General features: G+C 46.1%; 18 protein-coding genes. 7 read left to right on the top strand and 11 right to left on the bottom strand.

Annotation, left to right across the window (positions count from 1 at the left end; genetic code table 11):
- Window positions 1-21: 21 nt before the first annotated feature.
- From NSQ50_RS04405 to NSQ50_RS04395, 3 genes are all read right to left on the bottom strand, one after another.
- Window positions 22-2424 carry a transcription initiation factor TFIID gene (locus tag NSQ50_RS04405; protein WP_051491149.1) on the bottom strand — a complete coding sequence of 801 codons (2403 nt, stop codon included), beginning with the start codon at window positions 2422-2424 and terminating at the stop codon, window positions 22-24.
- Between the two features lie 4 nt (window positions 2425-2428).
- The gene (locus NSQ50_RS04400; protein ID WP_036680810.1) at window positions 2429-5818 is read right to left on the bottom strand and encodes a tubulin-like doman-containing protein; all 3390 of its coding nucleotides are present in this window, start codon (window positions 5816-5818) and stop codon (window positions 2429-2431) included.
- 88 nt (window positions 5819-5906) lie between these two features.
- A complete protein-coding gene (locus NSQ50_RS04395; protein WP_036680809.1) occupies window positions 5907-7724 on the bottom strand; it encodes a vWA domain-containing protein in 1818 nt (605 codons plus the stop codon).
- 205 nt (window positions 7725-7929) lie between these two features.
- On the opposite strand from NSQ50_RS04395, the gene NSQ50_RS04390 reads away from it, so the two are divergent.
- The 3 genes from NSQ50_RS04390 to NSQ50_RS04380 all read left to right on the top strand — a co-directional run bounded on the left by NSQ50_RS04390 (window position 7930) and on the right by NSQ50_RS04380 (window position 10921).
- Window positions 7930-8082 carry a hypothetical protein gene (locus NSQ50_RS04390; protein ID WP_155986556.1) on the top strand — a complete coding sequence of 51 codons (153 nt, stop codon included), beginning with the start codon at window positions 7930-7932 and terminating at the stop codon, window positions 8080-8082.
- The gene (locus tag NSQ50_RS04385; protein WP_076224969.1) at window positions 8075-9001 is read left to right on the top strand and encodes a hypothetical protein; all 927 of its coding nucleotides are present in this window, start codon (window positions 8075-8077) and stop codon (window positions 8999-9001) included. Before NSQ50_RS04390 ends, NSQ50_RS04385 begins: the two co-directional genes overlap by 8 nt.
- Window positions 9002-9148: 147 nt before the next feature.
- Window positions 9149-10921, top strand: coding sequence for a hypothetical protein (locus tag NSQ50_RS04380; protein WP_076224968.1), 1773 nt, complete (start codon window positions 9149-9151; stop codon window positions 10919-10921).
- Window positions 10922-11653: 732 nt separating this feature from the next.
- Here NSQ50_RS04380 and NSQ50_RS04375 read toward each other — a convergent pair.
- Both NSQ50_RS04375 and NSQ50_RS04370 read right to left on the bottom strand, forming a co-directional pair.
- On the bottom strand, window positions 11654-12232 hold the full coding sequence (locus tag NSQ50_RS04375) for a pyridoxamine 5'-phosphate oxidase family protein (RefSeq protein ID WP_038568865.1): 579 nt from the start codon (window positions 12230-12232) through the stop codon (window positions 11654-11656).
- A gap of 1581 nt (window positions 12233-13813) precedes the next feature.
- Window positions 13814-14524, bottom strand: a complete 711-nt coding sequence (locus NSQ50_RS04370; protein WP_256717110.1) for a GyrI-like domain-containing protein — start codon at window positions 14522-14524, stop codon at window positions 13814-13816.
- A gap of 152 nt (window positions 14525-14676) precedes the next feature.
- On the opposite strand from NSQ50_RS04370, the gene wrbA reads away from it, so the two are divergent.
- A complete protein-coding gene (gene wrbA / locus NSQ50_RS04365; RefSeq protein WP_036680804.1) occupies window positions 14677-15312 on the top strand; it encodes an NAD(P)H:quinone oxidoreductase type IV in 636 nt (211 codons plus the stop codon).
- A gap of 80 nt (window positions 15313-15392) precedes the next feature.
- Here wrbA and NSQ50_RS04360 read toward each other — a convergent pair whose 3' ends face one another.
- From NSQ50_RS04360 to NSQ50_RS04340, 5 genes are all read right to left on the bottom strand, one after another.
- A complete protein-coding gene (locus NSQ50_RS04360) occupies window positions 15393-16391 on the bottom strand; it encodes a Gfo/Idh/MocA family protein (protein ID WP_080742404.1) in 999 nt (332 codons plus the stop codon).
- A 44-nt stretch (window positions 16392-16435) separates the two neighbouring features.
- On the bottom strand, window positions 16436-16786 hold the full coding sequence (locus NSQ50_RS04355) for a DUF1648 domain-containing protein (RefSeq protein WP_081387265.1): 351 nt from the start codon (window positions 16784-16786) through the stop codon (window positions 16436-16438).
- 37 nt (window positions 16787-16823) lie between these two features.
- A complete protein-coding gene (locus NSQ50_RS04350) occupies window positions 16824-17150 on the bottom strand; it encodes a nucleoside triphosphate pyrophosphohydrolase (RefSeq protein WP_076224966.1) in 327 nt (108 codons plus the stop codon).
- Window positions 17151-17190: 40 nt separating this feature from the next.
- Window positions 17191-17586: a (deoxy)nucleoside triphosphate pyrophosphohydrolase gene (locus tag NSQ50_RS04345; RefSeq protein ID WP_036680800.1), complete on the bottom strand. Its 396-nt coding sequence runs from the start codon at window positions 17584-17586 to the stop codon at window positions 17191-17193.
- Between the two features lie 167 nt (window positions 17587-17753).
- The gene (locus tag NSQ50_RS04340) at window positions 17754-18467 is read right to left on the bottom strand and encodes a YceI family protein (RefSeq protein ID WP_038568856.1); all 714 of its coding nucleotides are present in this window, start codon (window positions 18465-18467) and stop codon (window positions 17754-17756) included.
- Between the two features lie 147 nt (window positions 18468-18614).
- Between NSQ50_RS04340 and NSQ50_RS04335 the strand changes: the two genes are divergently transcribed.
- The 3 genes from NSQ50_RS04335 to NSQ50_RS04325 all read left to right on the top strand — a co-directional run bounded on the left by NSQ50_RS04335 (window position 18615) and on the right by NSQ50_RS04325 (window position 21266).
- Complete coding sequence (locus tag NSQ50_RS04335; protein WP_232061150.1) at window positions 18615-19298, top strand: response regulator transcription factor; 684 nt, start codon at window positions 18615-18617, stop codon at window positions 19296-19298.
- Window positions 19286-20701 (top strand): HAMP domain-containing sensor histidine kinase, encoded by a 1416-nt coding sequence (locus tag NSQ50_RS04330; RefSeq protein ID WP_036680794.1) that lies wholly within the window; start codon window positions 19286-19288, stop codon window positions 20699-20701. Before NSQ50_RS04335 ends, NSQ50_RS04330 begins: the two co-directional genes overlap by 13 nt.
- Window positions 20702-20771: 70 nt before the next feature.
- Window positions 20772-21266 carry a hypothetical protein gene (locus tag NSQ50_RS04325; protein WP_038568853.1) on the top strand — a complete coding sequence of 165 codons (495 nt, stop codon included), beginning with the start codon at window positions 20772-20774 and terminating at the stop codon, window positions 21264-21266.
- A 96-nt stretch (window positions 21267-21362) separates the two neighbouring features.
- On the opposite strand, the gene NSQ50_RS04320 is transcribed toward NSQ50_RS04325, so the two are convergent.
- Window positions 21363-22490 carry a copper amine oxidase N-terminal domain-containing protein gene (locus NSQ50_RS04320; protein WP_076224965.1) on the bottom strand — a complete coding sequence of 376 codons (1128 nt, stop codon included), beginning with the start codon at window positions 22488-22490 and terminating at the stop codon, window positions 21363-21365.
- Between the last annotated feature and the right edge of the window lie 59 nt (window positions 22491-22549).

The raw sequence follows: 22549 nt of genomic DNA, 5'->3' as shown, positions 1-22549 counted from the left end.
GGGTACCCATCTATTACGCCATCAGCGCATCTCAGGAAGCTGATCTTCACTCAGCCCATGGAGCTGATAGCCATTCTGAGCATAAGTCTCATAATAGACCTTACCGTTGCGATAATAGAGCAGGTCTTCTAAATGAAAGCCGCCCATCAGGTTGAGCTTCTCCACTCCGCTCCTCCGCTGCTCATGCACGAATCCTAACCGGTAAATCCGAGTTGTCTCATCCACTCCAAATGCGTAGCGTAGGAATTCTGATGAACTGTCTCCGAAGAAATATTTCTCCTCATGACGATGCTCTTGCGTATATTCGAATAGCCGAACATTAATGGCCGCGCCCTCTTCCAAATTATGATACAAGCGCTTGAACAGCTCTTCCCTCGATAGAACCTGACGATTCTCATAGGCAGCCGCAACATTTGCACGCCGCAGAAGCTCTTCCTCAAAAGATAAATTGAAAGGTTCTGCTGTCAGCAGCTCCCGGCGGCAAATATCAATCAAACGCTCAATCACAGCTTCTTTCCCTTGTTCTAAGAGCTTGGAGATACTGCCCATGTACTTCTCACTGAAGAATATTCCAGGTCCACGCCGGGTTTCGATATCCTTCATCACTTCTTCTGTGACTACGCGGTAGTATTCCATTACGTTCTGGCCCGTTGTTTCGTTTGTTCGCCCAATGCTGTCCATAACAGTAATACGCAATTCTTCCTCCAAAGTCTCCATAGCTTTCACACGAGCCATACTTTCCATATGAAGCTGCTCAAGTGCAGATTCCAAACGACTGCATAGGGCAAGCTCACTTTCTAGGCCCAATAGTTCATATTTTTTGCCATATACGGCTGAGAATAAGTAATGAATGAAGTTACGTACTGTTCTTTTGTCAAAAAGCGGCACACGCTGGAACGGCTGGCGCTCCACGCTTTCTGCATAAAGATCCTCAAGCTCCTCCTGCATGGAGAGAATCGCGGAACGCAAGCCTGCCATATGCTGACGTAAAAGATGGAGCACACTTCCGGCTTCATCACGATCTGCCGTCCACTCCGCAAGCTGATAAAAGGTTACCGCAGGCGTAGATGTTTCCTGTGCCGCCAGCATAGTGCGCCATTGGCGTAATGGATTCATTCCCTCTACTCTCCGGTTTGACTCTGCCACAAAGTTATTGCGGAAATAAGCTTCGCCCCCTTCACCGAACAACTGCCGTTCAGCTTCACGAAGTGACAGCTGCTTCAGTTCATTATAGGAAGGGCGTCCGTGACTCATTAAACCCGTCATTTCATTCAGGCCGTCTTTCTCCGGAAGTAGCTGTACCGCGTGTTCCCGCAAGCTGTCAGGGTCCAGCCCTAACAACGCCTGCCGTTCACGTATAGTCCACGAACTGCCCTCACTCATATCGGAGACAAGCCGCCGGAACGCATGATACAGCACTGCCAAAGCAATTTGAACATTAGGTCTTCTTACCCCGGAAAAGCCAGCAGAGGCGTAGCCTTGTCTTCCAGTGCTGCCTCTGATGCCGCTTTTGAAGGTCATATTGTTATATCCGCCATGACCAGTAGCCTGATCAGAAGCCGGGCGGACCCGATTTTTGAGCAGACTAATATGAGAAATAATCTCGTAGTTGTCATCCATACCGTGTGCAGACATCATACCGCGCTCATTTTTATCGGAGAGCAGATACACAAGGTCAAATAATGCGGAAGGACCATGGCCAACTGGAATCGACAGACCGTCTTCCGTCACAAGTAACGGCGCATTAAACTTATAGTCCGTAGCCTGCATTCTGTCCAATTCACGCAGAAAAGCCAGCCCTACTGAGCTGGAATATCCAAAATTATCCCCTTGCTCCCGCTCATTGATCAGAGCGTAGAGATCTGTCTGTACGGACTTGAAGGACTGGCCGAGTACAGCACGAGCCAGCAGTGTAATTTCCGGCAGCAATACATTAAGCGGATCATCAACCCGCGTAATGATAGAGAGATGGATGACGTCAAAAGATGAATATAGACGTCCATAATCCGCTATACTGTTGCTCAGCCGCCGGATAACTTTATTCATTTCAGCAAGATAACGTGTATCCTCATGAAACTTGCGGTAAAGTTCATGACGCACAGTGCGTGGATCTGACCCTGCCGTTTCCGGCAAGGCCATGGCCAGCACCCGGTCTTTCCCTCCCGCAACAGATTCACTTTTGCTTCCGTCTGTTCCCTCTTTTGCTGCACCTGACACAGCATGTAATGCCATAACACCGCCGGCGTTATCCCATTTTCGTTCGCAGCTATCCAGCACCGGACCGATGGCCGGAGCAACCTTGTCGCCTACGAACAGAAACAGGGCAGGGTAATGGATGCTGCTGCGTCCATCCCCTTTGCTGCGCTGTGCCTCTTCCTGTACCGCATATTGTTCACCATAAGATAATGCCTGTGTTTTGATCATAGGCCTATTTCAACTTTCTGCGGATACTGCCGAGCTTGCTAGTCATGCTCTTGTAGAATCCGTACATCTCATCGCCGCTCTCATACTCAACCCGTTCGTACTCCAAGCTGTCGCGTGCTTCCAGGAATGATACATACAGTCCTTCCAGCTTATAGAGCAGCGGGGTAACGTCTTCAGCGGCAGTCATTTCACCTGCACGACGTGCTGCCTTACGCAGCAGTACGCTGCGGCTCTTCTCATCCAGCTCCCGGAAGTGCCGATACACGGCATACTCTACGTAGCTGCGCTCTTTCATCAAATTAGCAAACGGCTCCCAAGCGTCCTCTTCTTCATCACGGTCATAAACGTAGAGTGCGCCTTTTTTGATAATGCTGTCCGTATACAAAGCTTCAATGAACTGATCCATCCACTTATCTTCGTCCAGATATTGATGAAGCACACCTTCAAGCTCAGCGGCTTTGGCAGTCAGTTCAGCATATTTGGACAGCTCGACACGAACACGTGAAATCAGCTGCGGTGAACGAATGAGATTCTCCTGCGCCATGTCCTTGTTGATGCTGCCAAAGATATCTTTAATGCCTTCGCGCTCCAAGCCCTTCTCACGCAGACTCTTCAGCTCATCAACCGCCTTCTTCACTTCACCGAGATTCGGGCGTGTGGATTGCAGTTGCATATCGAAACCACTCAAAATGGTGTCCAGATCAAAAGGTTTGGTGAACACAACAGAATATCTGTTACTTGTGTTCTCATCTACACCTTTTTCAATAATGACTCCACTTGCCAGCGCTTTTGCAAAGTCTGCACGCACTCTAGCGTTATAATCACGTACACGAGAATTGACGTAAGTGTCGCCCCATGATTTTTCCGGAATCGGAGAAGGCAGATACGTCCAGTTGTTCTTATCCGTCATCACGAGATGGCGGCCAATCCCTTCCTTGTCGAGAATGGTCCGCTCATAGTTCTCTTCAAACACCCGCAGTGGCGTGTATACGAAAAGTGGCACACCGTTACGTGTGTTAAGCCAGAAAATACGGTTTTTCACTTGGCTTTCCTTGATCGTAAATTGCGATTTGCCAAGCGCATTATTCTGATAATTACGAATCCCTTTTAGGATACCCGGCGCTTTAACAGGCACGGAAACGAAACCCCATGATGGGAAATGTAAGCTGCCCGAGCTATTGCTAAGGTGGAAGGTAGGCACAGCCTCTTCGTCCAATTTACCGGCAATAATCCGCTCAACGAATTTATCCAGCGGCTCTTCATGGCCGAATTTCATCACAAGGAAATCCTCCATCGAACGGGTAATCAGATCCCCAAACTTATCGCTAAGGAATTCCGAAATCGAGCGGACAATATCAATCTCCTGCTCTTTGACCCAACGTCCGGAATGCTTCAGCATTTCACGGGTGAAGTCGCGAATCAGGTCGTCGCCGTCCTTCTGATCCATGATCTTGGAGATGGTTGCCGAAATATCCGGCACGTTCACAATGTTCCAATAATAAGTTTTGTTTCCTTTATAGTCTGCCTGCTCTTCGCCATTGATAAGGATGTCCCCATTCTTGGCAAAAATCGAGCTAAGCGCACTAAGAATCTCTGTAAACACACCGTAAATCCGGCTGTTCTCATCGTTTAAGAGCTCATATAAGTCCTCGTAAAATTGAATCATTTGCTCAGTGCGTTCTACATCGGCATGCAGCCAATACTCATTGATTTTAGCCTCAATATAGGCATTTTTCTTCTTCTCTTTGGATACAAAAGCACTGCGGGCATCGCTCAGCTTCTCATCCGCACTGTCCTGAGCCGTCTCAATATCACGTGGCAAACGCAACAAGCTTTCACGTAAAGCCTCAATATAAGACTGAATCAGCTTCAAAATACAGAAGCCCTTCTCGGTATACAGCAGGCGGGAAACGTAGAATGGCCCTTGCTCTGGGTGCAGGAAGATGCGCTCCAGCTCTTCACTGAAACGTCCCACAATTTCGCCAGGCAACTGCTTTTTCGATTTGATATATTCTTCACGGGCACGAGCCAGGAAGTTCTGCTCCAGCTCTGTATCCATGCTTACCACTTGATTCTTAACAACATTGGCATGGCTCAAGCGTTCGCTGTTCTCGTAGCCTGGCAACGGCTCAGGCACACGGGATTCAAACGTCTTGATCATACTGTCGAGATCAATCCCCAGCTTACGTGCGAATTTCTCTACATCCTCTTGACCAGGGGCCTGCTGGAACATTTTTTCCATTTTATCAAACAAGCGGAAAGCCAGGTAAGTCGTCATTTCCTCAATCGGAAGCACAGCAGACGAGGCACCGATAATGTTGTATTCATAGTTAGCTGGGTAGGTCTTGTTCATCTGCGCAATGTTGGTGCGGATATTACTGATATAGTCATGGATGGCGAATTCTTCACCAGACTGTTTTTCTTCACTCGCCATAAAGTTCGTGATGTTCTCCGCCGTTACGTTCATACAGTAATCGTACGCATTCTCCAGCAGCTTACCCTCGGTATTCGTTGCAGAGATCAAATGACATAGATTAAATGGAGGCAGCGGTGAATTTACCGTCAAAATATTACCGTATTGCTGCTGGAATCGCTCACCACGACTGTCCACATTCATCCAGTAATCCAGCTCTTTTAGCGCTGCATAACCGTTCTTGCGAATATATTCACGCGTGTGCTCGCTTAGACTTTTATTAGACAGATTCACGTCCGGTGTAAATAGGTACCCCAGTGTGTTCACACGGTCAATGCCGGCTGATCCATAGTCACGTTCAATAATACCGCGCACGATATAGGCAATATCCAAGAAAGCCCCACTGCCTGTACCGCCCGACAGACCTGTCAGCAGAAAGACCATCAGCTTTTTGTTAGTGCCTACGGATAACGTCTTGATCTTCTTATCAATCGCGCCTACAACCTGATTAATCTTGGTGAACAAAAGCAGACGTCCAGCCTGCCGCACGCCAGCGGCACCATTCATACCATCTGTAATACTTAACTCAGGTGACAGCCAATCTGTAATATAAGAATCGAGAATACTACGGTTCTGTAGCAGTCCGCCGATTTCAGCATTCGCCAGGAGTACAAATTCATTTTGCGGGTCCAGCCCAATGCCTTTGTATTTTTTTCCGCGATCCTGTTCATTCGTCTCAAAAGCTAGAAATTCCACATTATCCGGCTTGTCCCGTTTCTTCTTGGATATTGGATCCTCCGGCAGCTTAAAGCGGCGGTTAATCTGATATTTAAGACGCAGCAGGGCATCAATGCCCGTGCCGCCTAGTCCAATGATCAGGATCGGATTATCAATCGTATCCACCCTGATTTTATCGCTGACAATCCCGCCGCCTAGTGATACATCCAACTGCTGTATATGCTCTCTTACTACTGGTTTCATATGCTTATCCTCCTAAAAGTTTTGCGGAAGCTGTACTTCAGATATCTTGCAGCAAAACTATTTCTGCGGCATACATTGCCATTGCCTACTATACTAAATATTCCAGATAAATCGTCTTATCTACCGTCTGTAGAGATACTGAAACGCGGTCCCCACTCTTCAGTTCAAGACCACGCGAAGCATCCGCAGCACGTCCGGATCTCTCCACAGTAACACCTTCTCCGCTGCGTAACAGCAAACGGTCATTCTTAGCCGGTGTGAAAATAACACTTTCGCTCTCCTTCAGTTCAGGCGCCAACTGCAGCAGCTGATGAAGGGTGAACTTGCCCTTGAAGCCTGCAAGCTTCTTATATTGTGGGTAGGTCTTCTCACCCGTATTGCTGTCTTTAACCTCTACTACCAGCTGTCCAACAAAACCACGTGCCGATTTCTTATTCAGCACATACCATGCTGCACCAGCTGCCAGCACTAAAAGAATGCCCCCTATAATGTAATACAGGGTTTTGGATGAAGCTTCCTTCAGGGGTTCTTCATTGCCAGTCCCTGTAGAAGGTGCTGTTGTTGCTGCGCCGCCTGTCTTCGCGCTGATTTGGACAGGTGCACTTTCCCGATAAAAGCTGCTTTCCTCTGCCCGTACCTTCAACTCGTAGTTATGGCTTTCTTTTACCTCAAATGTACCCTTGAAGACAGCTCCGGAGTTATCCAGTTCGATTTCTTGCACATCACCTGTATCGATATCTGTAGCAAGCAGTACCGCCTTCATATCTTGATACAAATTACTGAGTGTTACCTGAGTACCGTTGCTGAACAGATGCGAGGTGATGTCGATTTTATCACCCTTTTTATAGGTTGCTGATGGCAGCGCATCGATCTTAAGCTCCAAGTCATAGTTAAAGACTAGATTAATATCAATCTTATCCTTTGGCACACCTTTAACCTGAAGTTTCCAATCTCCTTCCTGCGGTGACAGTAGCTTAATCAAGCTATAAGTAGAAGACTTGGACAGCAGGACATTGTTTGAGGGGATCGCAACTTCTTTCCCTGACGGGTCCGTTAATTTCGCTGTCACAGGCTGTGAAGACATAATTGAGATATTGGCTTCCAAAACACTGCCGTTAGGCACGTTGACGGTCACATCCTGATAATCGCCATTTGCAGTAATCGACTGCACAGGCACTACCTTCAGCTTCAAATGGCTGGCAAAAATCTCACTCAGGATTTGCGGCAGATCATCTGCTGAGTCCGTCGAAAATGCTTTACCACCTGTCTCATTGGACAGGTCGGCGAGGCTTTGTTTATTCAGCTTGCCATCTGCATTAAGTCCAATGGTATAGATGGGATAGCCATTCTTTTTGGCAACCTCTACGGCCGCCTTCAGCTCTTTATCTGATTCACTTTGCGTCCGGCCTGTCGCTTTGTTGAAATCATTATTGCCGTCAGCGAGCATTACAATGATAGGCTCATGGGAAGGGTCACTTCCATTCTGCAGAACCTTCACAGCTTCCTCTACGCCAATAGCGATATCGGTGTAAGCTCCTCGGTCCAAACCATCAATAAAATCCTTCAAATCCTGCTTATCGCTCTCCGAGCTAATTTGCAGCAGAGCCTTTTCCCGTTGCACCTTGTCGGTATAGGCAACAATACCTACTTTATCACCTTGGGTGGATAACATATCTATGAACATTTTCATCGCTTCGTTGGCGATTTTGTTCTTGTCACTAGTCTTCATGGAGTTGCTGACATCAATAAGAAGCACAGCATCAATGTGAGATTGCGCCGACGTTGCTGCATAGGCTTTAACAGCTGCAAAAGGCGAGGCAGCTAGACAAAGAGCCAGGAGCAATACCGGAAAGATACGTAGAAAGAGAGTCTTGGTTGTTCTAATACTTTGATATTTACGAAGCATAAATAGGGCTCCTCTTGTGTTATATTAGGCACATATGACAGGTTCAGCACTATCGCTAAAATCTGTAAATAGCATGCCATTATGATATAATTAAACCTTGTAAACTTCAACTTTAGGACCGCCGGACCCAGTGCATTGATGCATAGAAGATTATCATTCTAAAAGCCATCTGGACTGCAGAGCGTCCATGAGAAAGGATTGTTCCATGATTTCATACGTCATTCTTGGGATTACGTTCCTAATTGCCGTAATTCAGATTTCCATTTATGCCGCACATCAGCGCAAACCACTGACACGTGATGATATTAACGATCGACTGCTAGCCGCTTTGAACGGAGGCGATAAAGGCCGTGAATAAGAAAAGACCCGTTACCTTCCGGCCTTTCAAGGCCCCGCGTTACGCTTATGACAAGCTGCGCATCTGTCGCCACTGCGGGCGGTATACCGCTCTTGGCGAAGACCGCTGTGGCAAATGTGGCAGAGCCTCACTTATTGCTGTAGAGCAGCACGCAGCATCACTAGCCAGACGGAAGATGCATACCCGCCTACTATTCATCTTACTGCTCACACTTGCCTCTGTCTATTTTGGAAATAGCATCCAACAAATGATATTGTGTGGTGCCGGGGGTCTTGTGCTTGCTGGACTATTGTACTATACGCAGCGAAAAGTAAGGCAGAACGAGAATCTTCGTTCTCTCAATGAGCTGCTTGGTCGTGGGATCGGCATCATCAAGGAAGGGCTGGAGGTCAACCGTCAGGAAGCTGTCTCCGTACTCCGTGAGGATGATGTTCTTGCCTATGAGAAGCTGCGCGAGCTCTCCATCCTGCTTCGCGGCGACCGGATCGCGCGGCAGCGAGTGGCTTTGCTGCATGGATTTTTACTCCGCAAGGATATGGATCTAGAACTGGAGCAGCTTCTTCTAAAAGACTTCGAACCACTGCTAGCCGAATATATCGGCGAGATCGCTAAAGTCCGTCCCGATCTCATTAAGGATCGTACACTACGCTACGTGAAGAACTATGAAGTGGAGATTCGCCAGATGGCTAACGGCTTAACCATCCTTACGAGCGTTGCAGGAGCGGCGGTAAGAATGAAGCGTTATGCCCTGCTCTACTCCAATATGATTGGCCGATACGTGCAAGATCTGCCCAAGGACCGTTTCTTGCGGTTGTCCAAACTCATTGCTGCGAATCCCGATGAACCTTGGAACGGCTTAGACCTCAGGGTAGCTGACATTCGTGAAGCCAAATACCGCTGGGACCCGGAGGTCCAATAGACCTGAAAGCTAAGATGAACCAATATAAAGCAAACATCCTTATTGATGACAACCAACCGTTTCTCAAAGAAATATAAGGATGTTGTATACCGTGAAACTTATACTTTCTTAGGCTTTCTTATATTTTGAAAAAAGAGGCTACTCTATATGACGTTCAAACAATTAATAACCCTGCGAAACTTTATGATCATTTTGTGTATATGCATGCTTGTGCTGCTTGGACAGAAGATTTTTCTCATCGCAGATAAAATACAAATCACCAAAGAAGCCGACCGTCTCTACGCTGCTGGGGATCTGATTAATGCAGAGAATCAGTACCGCCAAGCAGCGGCCAACCATTCTATTCATTACTTGGAAGAAAGAGTCGCAAAGCGTCTGGATGAATTAGCTCCAATCACAGATATCCGCAAAGTTCTGAATGTTTTGGTAGCCTCTACTAAGGAGGAAGCAGCGACTAAGGATTTTGCCGGATTTATGAAGAGCTATCAAGCTCTGCTCAGTTTAAAAGCTACATATATGAAGCCAGACGGCCCCTATGAATCCTATTATCGCCAGTTATCGTCGGCCTCAGGCATTTCAGACCAGTTCACCTCTTATTTCCGTCAGTTTAAGGAGCAGTTCCTTGCCGAGCTTGCCCAGAACCAGAGCGGAGGGGTGAGTAATGAAGAGAACTTCAAATGGAATCTTTTGCAGATTCCTGATGCTTATTATGGAAGTGCAGCTTCCAAAGAGGATTTACTAGCCTCAAAGTTTAAAAGCCATGATACAGCTATATTAAAATCCTTAGCAGGAGCAGGAAACTTTACCGGCATGCTGGAAAGCACCCTGTCCCTGATGAGTGCTTATAGCCAGCATAATTACGAAGCTCCTTGGGTACTTCAACAAGCAGAAAGCAGCGGGAAGATCATCCTGAACAAAGATCTCGAAGGTGACAATATCACAGCTTTTGCTGGGCATGCTGTAGCTTATCGTAATTTTGCAGGATCGGCAGGTGTCACTTCATCCAAGGTGCTGACTTTGATCGATACTAGTAAGACTAAGCTACTAAAAAATGCCAAACGTCTGACTACTAAAGGTCAATATGCTGAGGCGATACAATTATACGGAGAGCTTGCTCCGCTAGAGGATACTTCGACAAACATTGCCGCTGCTAGGCTGGCCTGGAATATCGCTGAGCCTGTTCGCCTCCTTCCTGGCGGTGAAGAGCAAAACAAATACGACAACGTCATCTCCCGCAAAGGACTATCGGGCACAAAAGTGATCGTCGCCGGGACGGATAACAGTGGCGTGCTCTATTATGCTGCGATGAATAACGACGACAATGTGGTCACATTAACCGGAAACAGCTTGCCACGCTTCGAGAGTCTGCGCAGTCTTACTTTTAATGAACAGTTGGCAACCTCTTCAGGTGTACCTGTGGTTTTAGCCCAATCTGAGGTTGAAGGTGGACGCACCCTTTTCACAGCATATGAGATGAAATCAAATGGTATTTCGCAGTTATTTTCAATAGCTGGCGATGGTTATGAACTCCAGTCCGATGACTCTATTCTCGTGCCTAATGCGGATCTTGGAGACGGTGTTGACGGGCAAACGGCACTTTACCGTAAAGTAGACGGCATCTATCAATTCGCGGAGATTGTTCAGGAGTATGCTGTAATCTCAGCTGCGGATCTGACCACTCATCCTTTGGAAAAGGTCTCTTTTCATTGTGAGATCGTCGTAGATAACTTCGGCAATAGTCTTGCTTACTCGGATGGGATTTATATTTTGCTTCAAGGAGAAGTGGGTTCCGTTACAGGTAACGCGTTAGTTAGTGGCCAATATCAGAATGGATATGAGCTTGTTGGAACAGACATAGGCGAGCAATATGTTCCTGTGTTTATAGTGGAATCCGTGGGTAGCATGAGCTTTGGGCGGTAGGGATTATGGAATGCAGGATACGGGATTACGGGATTTCGGGATTTCGGGATTACTTATTATGAATATGTGAAGTTAGTAGTGTGGTGGGTGAGATTCAATATAGTGACGGTGGCATAACCTATGTCGACAAGTGAACGACCATGATTAGTAGTGAGATAAGTTTAGCGGGTTGTGTGAACAACTCTGAGTGTAGGGTGTCACCTTCTGACGACTTAGGTGAACGACCCTGGGAGTAGTGAGAACCTTCTAGCGACTTGGATGAAGGACCTTGAGAGTTGCGGGAAACTTTAGCAACTTGGGTGAACGTCCTTGAGAGTCGCGATAAACTTCTAGCGACTTGGATGAACGACCCTGAGAGTTGCGGAAAACTACCTTGAGAGTCGCGGGAAGCTTCTAGTGACTTGGGTGAACGACCTTGAGAGTTGCGGGAAACTTTAGCAACTTGGGTGAACGTCCTTGAGAGTCGCGATAAACTTCTAGCTTCTTGGGTGAACGACCCTGAGAGTTGCGGGAAACTTTAGCAACTTGGGTGAACGACCTTGAGAGTTGCGGGAAACTTTAGCAACTTGGGTGAACGTCCTTGAGAGTCGCGATAAACTTCTAGCGTCTTGGGTGAACGACCCTGAGAGTTGCGGGAAACTTTAGCAACTTGGGTGAACTACCTTGAAAGTCGCGGGAAACTTCTAGCGTCTTGGGTGAATAATCCTATGGGTTGTATGTTCCTTCTATGGGTCATGAGTATGGGAGATCCTGTCTAGTCAGTTTTTGTCCAAGAGGTGTGGGTAGCCCGTCTATACTCTTAGTGTTCTTCTCTCCTCTATATTCTCTCAGACCTGCCTCGCCCTTTTGGATAGACCAACGCTGCAACGTATCTCGCTCACCCGCATAATTCATGAATGGAACCGAAAATCCGCAGGAAGTCTGTACTTTATGAACATCTATCAAAATGATCTGTCTGGCTCCAGGCAGAGATGTAAACATAGGGGACAGTGCTTCCCATTCTGCTGATTCAGGCAAAATCACAGCCCCTGTTCCATACAGCCTTAAAATGTTAGGCGTCCCCTCAAACGCACAAAACATAACCGTCACTCTTCCGTTTTCCAGCAGATGCGCGCTCGTCTCATTACCGCTGCCAGTCATGTCTAGATAGGCCACCTGATTAGGAGACAAAATCCGAAAACAATCATGCCCCTTCGGCGAAAGGTTAACATGCCCATCTTCTGAAAGCGGCGCCGACCCTACGAAAAAAAGGTGCTGCCGAAGAATAAACTCTTCATGTATTGGTAGTATAGCGGTAAATTGTTTTCCCATTTGGCATTCTCCATTTCTATATATTGGTGTGCTGGCTAATCGGGCATCTCTACTCAACTCCATCAGATCCGCCGACTCAACGAACTACATGAACTACATGAACTACATGAACTACATGAACTACATGAACTACATGAACTACATGAACTACATGAACTACATCAGCTTCACCAATCACTTCAGCTCCATCAACCACATTAGCTTAACTAACTAGCTTTGCCAACTACATCAACTACATCAACTCCATCAACTCCACCAGTTACTTCAGCTCTAACAACTTCGTTAGTTTCTCCCACTAGAGTAGCTCTATCAACCACATTAGTTTAACTAACTAACTTCACCAACTCCAGCTGTTACAAAGTTACACAAGCTCTATCAACTCGTTAGTTTCACCAACTAGATCAGTTCCATAAGCGCATTAACTCCATTAACAATACCAGTACCACTAGCTCCCCTACCAAACTAACTTTGACTAGGTCCGAGCGGCGTTTGCGGCTAATGTAAGGCACTTTTGCCTCTCTTTCTTGCTACTTTGGCTCGATGCGGCTAATGTAGAGCATTTTTGCTCTTATTTCTAACTAATTCGACGCTTTGCAGCTGATGTAGAGCATTTTTACCGTTCATCTCTGCTACCTACGCCTAACCCTGCGATTCTACGGGATTTCTACCGTTCATCCCTGCCACCTCAGCCTAATCCAGCAAATCTACGGGATTTCTACCGTTCATTCCTGCCATTTTGGCTCAACCCAGCAAATCTACGGGATATTTCCCGTTCATTCCCTCTACTTCTGCCCAATCCAGCAAATCTACGGGATTTATACCGTACATTTCCGCCACTTTGGCTCAACCCAGCAAATCTACGGGATATTTCCCGTTCATTCCCTCCACTTCTGCCCAATCCAGAAAATCTACGGGATTTATACCGTTCATTCCTGCCACTTTATCTCAATCCAGCTATTCTGCGGGATATTTCCCGTTCATTCCCTCCACTTCTGCCCAATCCAGCAAATCTACGGGATTTATACCGTTCATTCCTGCCACTTTGTCTCAATCCAGCTATTCTGCGGGATTTCTACCGTACATCCCCGCCACTTCTGCCAATCCAGCAAATCTACGGGATTTTTACCGTACAATTTTCCGCAGACACATTAGTTATGTATATGCTTCTCTTATGTCTCCCCCCGTCTGCCTAAATGCAAGCCTCAGCAAGGATTAACAACACATCCCCATATGAGATAAGAGTCGTTGTGCATTATTTTTTACTGATGTACATATTTTTTTAGATGTATATATTCTTTTCAAATGTATATATTCTTTTAAGTTGTCATATTCTCTTCCACCGTCAAGTAACCCTTCACCTCGGTACCCGGCACGTCAGCAAAAATAGGGACTACCTCTCGGCAGCCCCCTTTCTCTCGCAAGTTGCTTGGTACTACTATCAGAAGCAACTCCCTTAAACCCCTTTTTCCCTCTAAAATACTTCCCTTTAAACAATTTCCTATAAAATAAAACTTTTCCCTATAAAACCTCCCGCTTAAGCACTTAACCCACTAAGCACATAAAAACCATCTTTCCCCTAATCTATTCAATCGCAATATAAATCTCAACCTGCGTGTCAGCAGGATCAAAATTTCGCGAATCATAAATCTCAAAATCCCCCGTGTAAGTTCTTGCCTCCCTAGACTCCTTAAAGTACGCCCAAATCTCCCCCCACGCTTGCGCGACCACTTCAAATACCGGACCTTTTTTCGTCGTAAAAACCATGTATTTGCTCTCCGGTACAGCCGCATAGGTGAACTGGGTTTCCTCTAGTTGGCTTTCCTCCAGTCGGTTTTCCTCTAGTTGGTTTTCCACTAGTTGACTTTCCTCTAGTTGGTTTTTCTCTAGCTCGTTTTTCTCTAGCTCGTTTTCCTCTAGTTCGCTTTCCTCTAGCTCGCTTTCCTCTAGCTCGCTTTTCTCTAGCTCGTTTTCCTCTAGTTCGCTTTCCTCTAGCTCGCTTTCCTCTAGCCCGTTTTCCTCTAGCTGGTTTCCCTCTAAATGTCTCTCCTCAGCTACTTCATGCCCGATCACAACGGTATATGCTCCGCTCGCATCACTCTCATAATCCGTATACAACGCATAGATATACTCAGGATTTACCGTAGCTACCTGCCCCGCAATATTACTCTGAAAATAAGTTTCCCACAGCTGCGGCAAACCTCCATCAGGTCCCATTTCCACTTCATTAGTTGTGCGTATGCTAACCCCAGCCAAGGTCATTTTCGCTTTCTCTACAAAATAAGTATTCATCATTCTCCCTCATTTCCTGTGATTAAACTTAGTATACACAGGCAAAGTGGACATCTGTCTGTCCAGTTCGAATAGATTGATTTCAGTCTGGGTTATAAAGACACCATTAGGGTAATTAATAGTATGGAACTACACTCGAAGGGAATGACTACAGCATGTCAAAAATCAAATTAGCTGTCATCTACTACAGTGCCACAGGAACTAACTACCAGCTAGCACAATGGGCCGCGGAAAGCGCAGAAAAAGCAGGAGCTGAGGTAAAACTGCTGAAGGTGCAGGAACTGGTCCCCGAGGATAAAATCGCCGCAAATCCAGCCATGAAGGCCCTAGCTGAAGAAACAAAAGATATCCCAGTCGCCACACCCGACGATATAGTCGAAGCAGATGCGATTATTTTCAGTTCCCCAACCCGTTACGGTAACATTGCTTCCCAGATGAAGCAGTTCATTGATACAACCGGTGGCATTTGGGGCAAAGGACTAACAGTAAACAAAGTCGTCAGCGCCATGAGCTCAGCACAGAACCCGCATGGTGGACAAGAAGCTACGATTTTGGCACTCTACACGTCGATGTATCACTGGGGAGCAATTGTTGCAGCACCCGGTTATACTGATCCAGTCACATTCGGTGCGGGAGGCAACCCTTACGGAACAAGTGTCAGCGTAGATGGAGACGGTAAAATGATCGAAGATCAGGATCGGATCCGTGACGCTGTTTTTCATCAAGCGAAGCGTACCGTTGAAGTGGCCGGCTGGGTTCAGGCAGGCAAAAACGCCAATAATCAGAACTAGCGCAGCTTAGTTAATATAACAACACCCCTCGGAGCTACTTGTGCAGCACTACACCGAGGGGTGTTTAATTTATATTTTAATTACTCTCCAGGGTATTTAAGCCCCCACTGTGCACGCACTTGATCCAGCAGTTTCAGAATCGCTAACGATTCATCCAATGTCATCACCGGACTCTCTGTAAGCCCTGCCTGAAGACACCGTCCTACTTCCTCCGCTTCAAAACAATATCCAATAGAAGCACGGTCATCCACAAAGCTCTCTACCTTCTCATCTCCTATATAAAGCGCAGCCGATTTCGGGTTCACTAATGTACCCTCTACAATAATACGGCCTTCTGTGCCAAACACATGCGCTTCCTCCAACATGTTAAGACGAATACCACCGTTCAACGAAGCGGTTTTCCCGTTACCATATGACAACAGCATCGAGAAATGCTCGTCCACTCCAGTCTCACCTATGTGCACTGTGCTGGAAATAGACTCAGGATGAGGTCCAAACACCATGGAGGCAAAAGAAACCGGATAAATCCCCACATCCAGCAGCGCACCCCCGCCCAGCTTCGGATTCAGCAATCTGCCTTCCGGGTTCCAGTCGGTACGAAACCCTAGGTCTGCCTTCACCAAACGAACATCACCGATCTTGCCCTCAGCAATCCATTCTCTAACCTTTACAATCGCCGGGATGTAGCGACTCCACATTGCCTCCATCAGGAATAGCTTATGCGCTCTAGCATAGGCCACAACTTCTTCCAATTCACCGCTATTTACGGTAAAAGGTTTCTCACACAGGACAGCTTTGCCTGCACGCAGCGCCATTAAAGCATTTTCTTTGTGAAAAGGATGCGGAGTTCCAATATATACCGCGTCTACATTTGGGTCATTCAGCAATTCCTCATAGGTTGCATAGGCATGCGGAATCCCATGATTTTTAGCAAATTCATCGGCACTTTCCTGAGATCTTGACCCAACGGCATAAGCCACACCATTACTGGCATGCGCCAAATCAGTAACAAATTGATGAGCAATCCAGCCTGTGCTAATAATTCCCCATCTCACCTTGTAAGCGTTGTCCATTTTCATTTGCATGTTCCTCCTAATCCTTCTGCTAAGTCTCTTTAATTCTATCAGACCATTCTAATGAATGTATAGGAACTGATGCCAGCAAACACCACCGTCACCACCAAAATAGCAATATTCCAGATCTTGCTCAAAGCCGCTGAGTGCTCGTTAGAGCTTTGAATAAACGCTTTTTGCAAAAGGAACTGTAAAAGCTTCATAATTATGAATCCCAAACAACCCAGCCCGCTTTGCAAAATAACCTCCAGACTAGCTTTACTTACAAATCGATCAGCCATGTTCCCATCATAATGAATCGGGACGGTATCCGGCATTTTGGAATAAAGGAATAAATAAATAGCTACAGGAATCAAGGCCACCACACTGCTTAAGATCATCGTCAGTTTGGTTTTGAACAACGTTTTACCCTCCTTGTGCGGAAAAATAATCTCCCCGTTATTCTCCTTCCACTTCAATCAGATATATCCCCTTCTTAAATCCACCGCGACGTTTAGCTTTCTCTGCACGTTGCTTCTCCAGCTCCATGCTATTGCTCCCATGTGTCTCCGCCAGAGCCTGAATCACTTCCAGCATATCGGCAAGCTCCTCCAAAGCTTCTTCATCACTTGCTGCCTGAAAATATTCCTCCGACTCTTCTTGCAATTTTTTACGTAGTTCAGTTATGTATTCTTTGGACTCTAATATCCTTGTGTTAGAATCTTTCCCTTGAGAAGCTATCAAATCGGGGATGCCGTCACGCACTAGCTTTTCATATACAGGCATTTAAGCTCTTCCTTTCTTCTATATTATATTCTATCTCCCTTCAATCCGGCTTTGATTCCATCAGTAGACGTTCTACAAAAGGAAGATCTGCCGGAGCAAACATGAACTGACCCAGCTCAGCCGGAAGCACCCACCTATGTTCGTCGTGATCCACCAGATCAATTACACCTCCCTGATACCGCGCTTTCCAAGCAATCAATTGGATCTTTATCTCTCCATAGTTATGCTCGTTTATGCCAAAGCTCTCATAGGGAAGGATTGTGATCCCCATCTCTTCCTGAAGCTCTCTTTGCAGACACTCTGCGATGCTCTCATCCTGCTCTATTTTGCCACCAGGAAATTCCCACAGACCTGCCTGCGATTTACCTTGCCGCCGCCGGGCAATAAGAATCTGCCCTTCTACATTATGTATAATTGCTGCCGCCACCTTGATCATAAAGAACACCTCCACTATTGCTAGTTATTCGACAGATACTACTATTAAAACATACAATTCATTCCAAACCAAAGAGACTCTCCCAAACGCCAACACGGCCTGGGAAAATCTCTTCAGTACAGTCTCTCTATAAAATTCACAGCAGCGTTATCCTTACGGAAGAGCTACTATTTTGTCAGCACAAGCTCCAAGCGAACCTCAAGATTATTTTCTGTATCCAGCACAACGGTGTGGGGATTGCTTAGACCAAAGTCAGAAAAGGCTACTGTTGTCGTTCCCGACAACATCAACTGTCCCCCGCTATACGCCGCTTGCGACTGAAAGGTGACGTCCTTTTCTACTCCTTTTACGGTAAGCGTCCCCTGCATTTCAACAGGCACAGTTGCTCCTTCAGTCCATTCTGCCGGCAGCTCCGAAAATGACTTCACTACAAACGTGGATTGTGGAAATTCCGTAACGGATAGAAAATCCTCTCCTTTTACATGCTCGTCCCGTTGGCTATTGCCCGAGTCCAGAGCGCTCATATCCACTGTCCCTTCCCCGGCCATCGAAGTAGAATCCTCTATATTTACCTTCCAGGTTCCCTGAACTTTGTTGTCTACGAAGTTTACTGTTTCTTTAGAGGTCGTCACTGACCAATAGACTTTAGAGGTTTCCGCAAGGGTCCAATCCCCGTTTAATTGTTCGGCTGTGACCGCCACCCCTGCTGATGCTCCAGTGTTATTTGTTGTCTCTCCAGCACCTGCTGTTGTTGCTTGATTTGGAATCACGGACTCGATCTCTACATTATTGCCCAGCGATTTATCCAGTAATGTATAACCTGTGACTACTCCTACGATAATAACTCCTGCAGCGATCAAGGCTATTCTTTTTCTCTTCATCCTGTTCCCTCCAATATTCATAATTTCTGTATGCTTTCAAGCTCGTCCCTCATTCTAACAAAGCAATATGTCGGGAAGAAGTCAGAGCAGAGCGGGCTATGATGTGTTAAACTTGTCGTAAATTTTATGGACTGGAGGTACTCCAATTTGACGAAATCCATTCTTGTTGTAGAAGATGAAGAAGCCATCTCTAGGGTCCTCAGTGCTTATCTGAAAAAAGCAGGCTTTCAAGTCACCCGTGTAGCCGATGGACGCGCTGCGCTGGAGTCTTTTGCTATATCTCCTCCTTCATTAGTATTACTAGACATCATGCTGCCAAACATGGACGGCTTTGAACTGCTTAAGCTCATCCGTGAAAAAAGCAGCTGCCCTGTGATCATGCTGACGGCAAGAGATGGGATCAATGACCGGCTAGCCGGCCTCGACGGTGGTGCGGATGATTATATGTCTAAACCTTTTATTCCCGAGGAAGTGGTGGCACGTGTGAACGCTGTCTTACGCCGTCCCTCGCAGTGGTCAGATGGCAGCCGTAAACGGCATTATGGCAGTTTGTTTATCGACTTCACAGCACGTGCTGTCTTTTTGAATGGGGCTGAGCTGAGTCTTAGTCCTCGGGATATGTCAGTGCTGTTATTTCTCGCTGAAAGGCCTAATCAGATTTGTACGCGTGAGCAATTAATAGAATTTGTATGGGAAATGGATTATGAAGGAAGCGACCGGGCGGTAGATTTGTCGATCAAAAGACTACGCCAAGCGTTGTCGCACTGGCCTACTAGTGAGGGGGAAATCCGTACCCTAAGGGGGACGGGATATCAATTATGGACAACTTAAAGAGAAACAACGCCAAACGCACCTCTATCCTTTCTTACTGGACGATACGTTATCTGCTCATTATTAGTGTAGGCCTGCTCCTCACAGCTTTAGCTACATTATGGTGGATCCGTCAGGAGGCTATGAGCAATCGTCTGCAGACTGCGGGGCTTTTGGCACAGGAGATTGCAGATCGCAGCTTAAATATGGAGGGCTCCATTGAAATCAGCCAAAATCTCGAAAAGCTGATCGAAGACCGGAAACGGTTTTTCAAGTTAACCATAGAGATGTGCGTGATCATTACCGATCAACAAGGTCAAATGCTATTCTCCCTGCCACCTCTAACTGACAAGGAAATGAGATATAAGCTTAATGATAGCCTGAACGACTCCCGTAGTCCGGAGTTTAAAGCTGCTGTGGCTTCCATAAATTCGGATGACAAAACACTGGGACAGGTTATTGTTCTGCAATCCAAAAAATCGCTGCGGCATATTCCACAGGAGGAGATCATATTTTTCTCCATACTGCTGCTGTTTCTAATCATCTTAAGTTGGCTAACCATTTACCTCTTATCTCGTAAACTGGCAAAACCCATTCAGAAGGTAGTCGAGGCAGCGGCTCAAATCAGCCATGGCCGTTATGATATCGTTCTAGATAAGGATGCTAAAGAGCGGGAAATTCATGAGCTGATGATGTCTTTTGAAGAGATGGCAGGCAAGTTACAGCAATTTGAGCAGTCTCGAGCCGTAATGCTGGCCGGAGTCTCCCATGAGTTGAAAACACCCGTAACTTCTATTAAAGGCCTGGTGCATGCCGTCCGCGAAGGGGTCGTTGAAGGTGATGAAGCTGTGGAATTTCTGGATATTGCCCTGCTGGAGGCTGGGAGGTTGCAGCGAATGGTAGCCGACCTTCTGGATTACAATGCCCTGACTGCAGGAATGGTTTCCGTTCGTCACGACCGACTGGATGCCGTACCCCTGATATCCGAAATCGTATATCAATGGAAGCTGACACAGGCGGAAGAAGTTGCTGAACCCGTGCTCCATATGCCGATCAATCCCTTGTTTTTGCGTGGGGACTCCCTTCGTATCCAGCAGATTATCGTCAATCTACTTAATAACAGCGTACAAGCCAAAGCTCCTGATCGAAGGGTGCAGCTTACGATAGAACTGCTGGAGCAGCAAGGTCATGGCTTTGCCGAAATCCGTGTTCAAGATAATGGGCTTGGCATCTCATCCAATCATAGTGAGCATGTCTTCGAAGCCTTCTTCCGGGGCAGCGACAAGCAGAGCACACTGCGTGGTCTAGGACTCGGCCTAACCTTCAGCCGTCTGTTGGCCGAATCTATGAACGGAAGCCTCGTGCTTGAGGAGCACTCAGACAAAGGCTGCACCTTCGTGCTGTCTCTGCCGCTTGATGACTAAAAAAATAGTCTACGATCCATCGACATGGTATAATCATGTGCACAATCACACCGAAAACCGGAGGCTGTATATGCTTACTTTTGAACAAAAATTAGCGATTCTCGACTCTTACCCCCAGCTGGAACGCAAAAATGTATCCCTTGGGCGCGTGAACTATCACTACGAGGAAAGCCAGCATGATAAGAAAACCGTTGCTTTTCACCTGCATCCAAATGGTAATGGCTATGTGTTCGCAGGCTTACTGCGGGGCTACGAGACAGACGATAAGGGCTTCGTGAATATTCGCGACTACTCGGAATCCGAGCTGCGGAGTTTGCTGGATGCCTCCATCACCTCACTGTCTATTTACATTCCTGATGCTCCTGTAGCCAGCAAAAGAAAGAAAAAGGCTGCGGCAACTGCCGATACACTCTGGACTAATGATGAGGGCCATACCCTAACCCTAAAGCTTGAGGATGATTTATGGTATGTCTATGCCGACCTCAATCTGGAGATGGCGTTTGAAACGCTTGAGGAAGCTAAAGAATATTTAGCGGAAGAGGGGTTTACAGCAGCACAGGAGTAATTGTCAGACTTTAATCTACACACTAACAATAAAAGAGGTGTCTGAGCAGCCATTTATTTTGGCCGTTCGGACACCTCTTTTCTAATAAAACGATCCTTAATATACAGGTTCCGTATATATGTAACTATAAATACCCAAATCGAGCTCGGAAACCACTTCATAATCTAGTTGGAATTCTATAGTCTTATTTGATAGACCTCCTACAAAATAACTGCCCTCCACAACCAACCTATCCTTCCCTCCAACTGGGGCGACCAAGATCAGCTGTTCAGCTTTATTGGCTGGGATCACAAAGTTTTGCAGCCCACCCGTCTGATCTTGAATATATTTACGGACAGACACGAGGTTACTGCCTAATTCCGAGAGGCCGGAATTGTTGTTCCGCCATACATCAAGCGCATCTTGTTGGGATTGGTTGGAACTGACACACGCCTGATTAACTGAAAATTCCGGGATTTTATATATATTCCCGCCAATATTATCGATAACTACTTTATGGGTTACTTCCGTACAATTTTCAATTTTCAGAGTCGGCATGGGATCCTTTTCCTTTGAGAACGTCTTTATGATTTTTTGATCACCGGGCTTAAAATTTATTGAGATGTCTTTATTATCCATGTTAGAAAATTCGAGCAAGCTATACAACTGATTATTTTTAATACCGTAGTGCTTTACGTTTATAACAAACCTGTTTCTCTCATCTGATAACGATTTTGATTGCTCTTGACTTCCTACTGAAATTGTTCTGTTAACCGGAGCAATAAGCTTCTCCTCGGCAACTGGTGAGGTTATGTAAATAGATTTTGCACCTTCATCCCAAGTGACACTACTACCCAACACTTCGCTAATAAATCTTAGAGGGACGAGTGTATTATTTTGAAAATTGATACCCTTTAAGACATGCTCATTCTCTTTGGCGTTTACAATTACTCTTCCTTCTTTGACCAGATAAAAAATGTTAATATCCCCTTTAACCGCTGAGACCGACTTCGCATGATTATCCCATTTTATAGTTGCGCCTAAAGCTTCAAATATCGACCGCATGGGTACATATGTAACTCCATCTTTCAGGATAGGACTTACATTAAAATGTAATTGCTTACCGTCCAAATAACATTTGAGATCACTGTCGTCCGCAAAGGCTTGACTTGAAAATAAAACAGCAAAACTTATCATCACCACAAAAAAAGTGATAATTTTTGAAGCAAAGTTGTGGTTTTTCATGTTCTTAATTTAGCTCCTAATCTAGAAAAATAAAAAAATTACAATGCACACCTGAATAT

This window comes from Paenibacillus sp. FSL R10-2788 (assembly GCF_038003885.1).
Classification (GTDB): Bacteria; Bacillota; Bacilli; order Paenibacillales; family Paenibacillaceae; genus Paenibacillus_AQ; species Paenibacillus_AQ odorifer.
The sequence above is the reverse complement of the archived record's forward strand: the minus strand, read 5'-3'. Positions and strand labels throughout refer to the sequence as shown.

Coding starts and splice junctions, on each gene's coding strand:
- NSQ50_RS04405 (WP_051491149.1), bottom strand. CDS start 2,424: ATGATCAAAACACAGGCATTATCTTATGGTGAACAATATGCGGTACAG.
- NSQ50_RS04400 (WP_036680810.1), bottom strand. CDS start 5,818: ATGAAACCAGTAGTAAGAGAGCATATACAGCAGTTGGATGTATCACTA.
- NSQ50_RS04395 (WP_036680809.1), bottom strand. CDS start 7,724: ATGCTTCGTAAATATCAAAGTATTAGAACAACCAAGACTCTCTTTCTA.
- NSQ50_RS04390 (WP_155986556.1), top strand. CDS start 7,930: ATGATTTCATACGTCATTCTTGGGATTACGTTCCTAATTGCCGTAATT.
- NSQ50_RS04380 (WP_076224968.1), top strand. CDS start 9,149: ATGACGTTCAAACAATTAATAACCCTGCGAAACTTTATGATCATTTTG.
- NSQ50_RS04375 (WP_038568865.1), bottom strand. CDS start 12,232: ATGGGAAAACAATTTACCGCTATACTACCAATACATGAAGAGTTTATT.
- NSQ50_RS04370 (WP_256717110.1), bottom strand. CDS start 14,524: ATGATGAATACTTATTTTGTAGAGAAAGCGAAAATGACCTTGGCTGGG.
- wrbA (WP_036680804.1), top strand. CDS start 14,677: ATGTCAAAAATCAAATTAGCTGTCATCTACTACAGTGCCACAGGAACT.
- NSQ50_RS04360 (WP_080742404.1), bottom strand. CDS start 16,391: ATGAAAATGGACAACGCTTACAAGGTGAGATGGGGAATTATTAGCACA.
- NSQ50_RS04350 (WP_076224966.1), bottom strand. CDS start 17,150: ATGCCTGTATATGAAAAGCTAGTGCGTGACGGCATCCCCGATTTGATA.
- NSQ50_RS04345 (WP_036680800.1), bottom strand. CDS start 17,586: ATGATCAAGGTGGCGGCAGCAATTATACATAATGTAGAAGGGCAGATT.
- NSQ50_RS04340 (WP_038568856.1), bottom strand. CDS start 18,467: ATGAAGAGAAAAAGAATAGCCTTGATCGCTGCAGGAGTTATTATCGTA.
- NSQ50_RS04330 (WP_036680794.1), top strand. CDS start 19,286: ATGGACAACTTAAAGAGAAACAACGCCAAACGCACCTCTATCCTTTCT.
- NSQ50_RS04325 (WP_038568853.1), top strand. CDS start 20,772: ATGCTTACTTTTGAACAAAAATTAGCGATTCTCGACTCTTACCCCCAG.
- NSQ50_RS04320 (WP_076224965.1), bottom strand. CDS start 22,490: ATGAAAAACCACAACTTTGCTTCAAAAATTATCACTTTTTTTGTGGTG.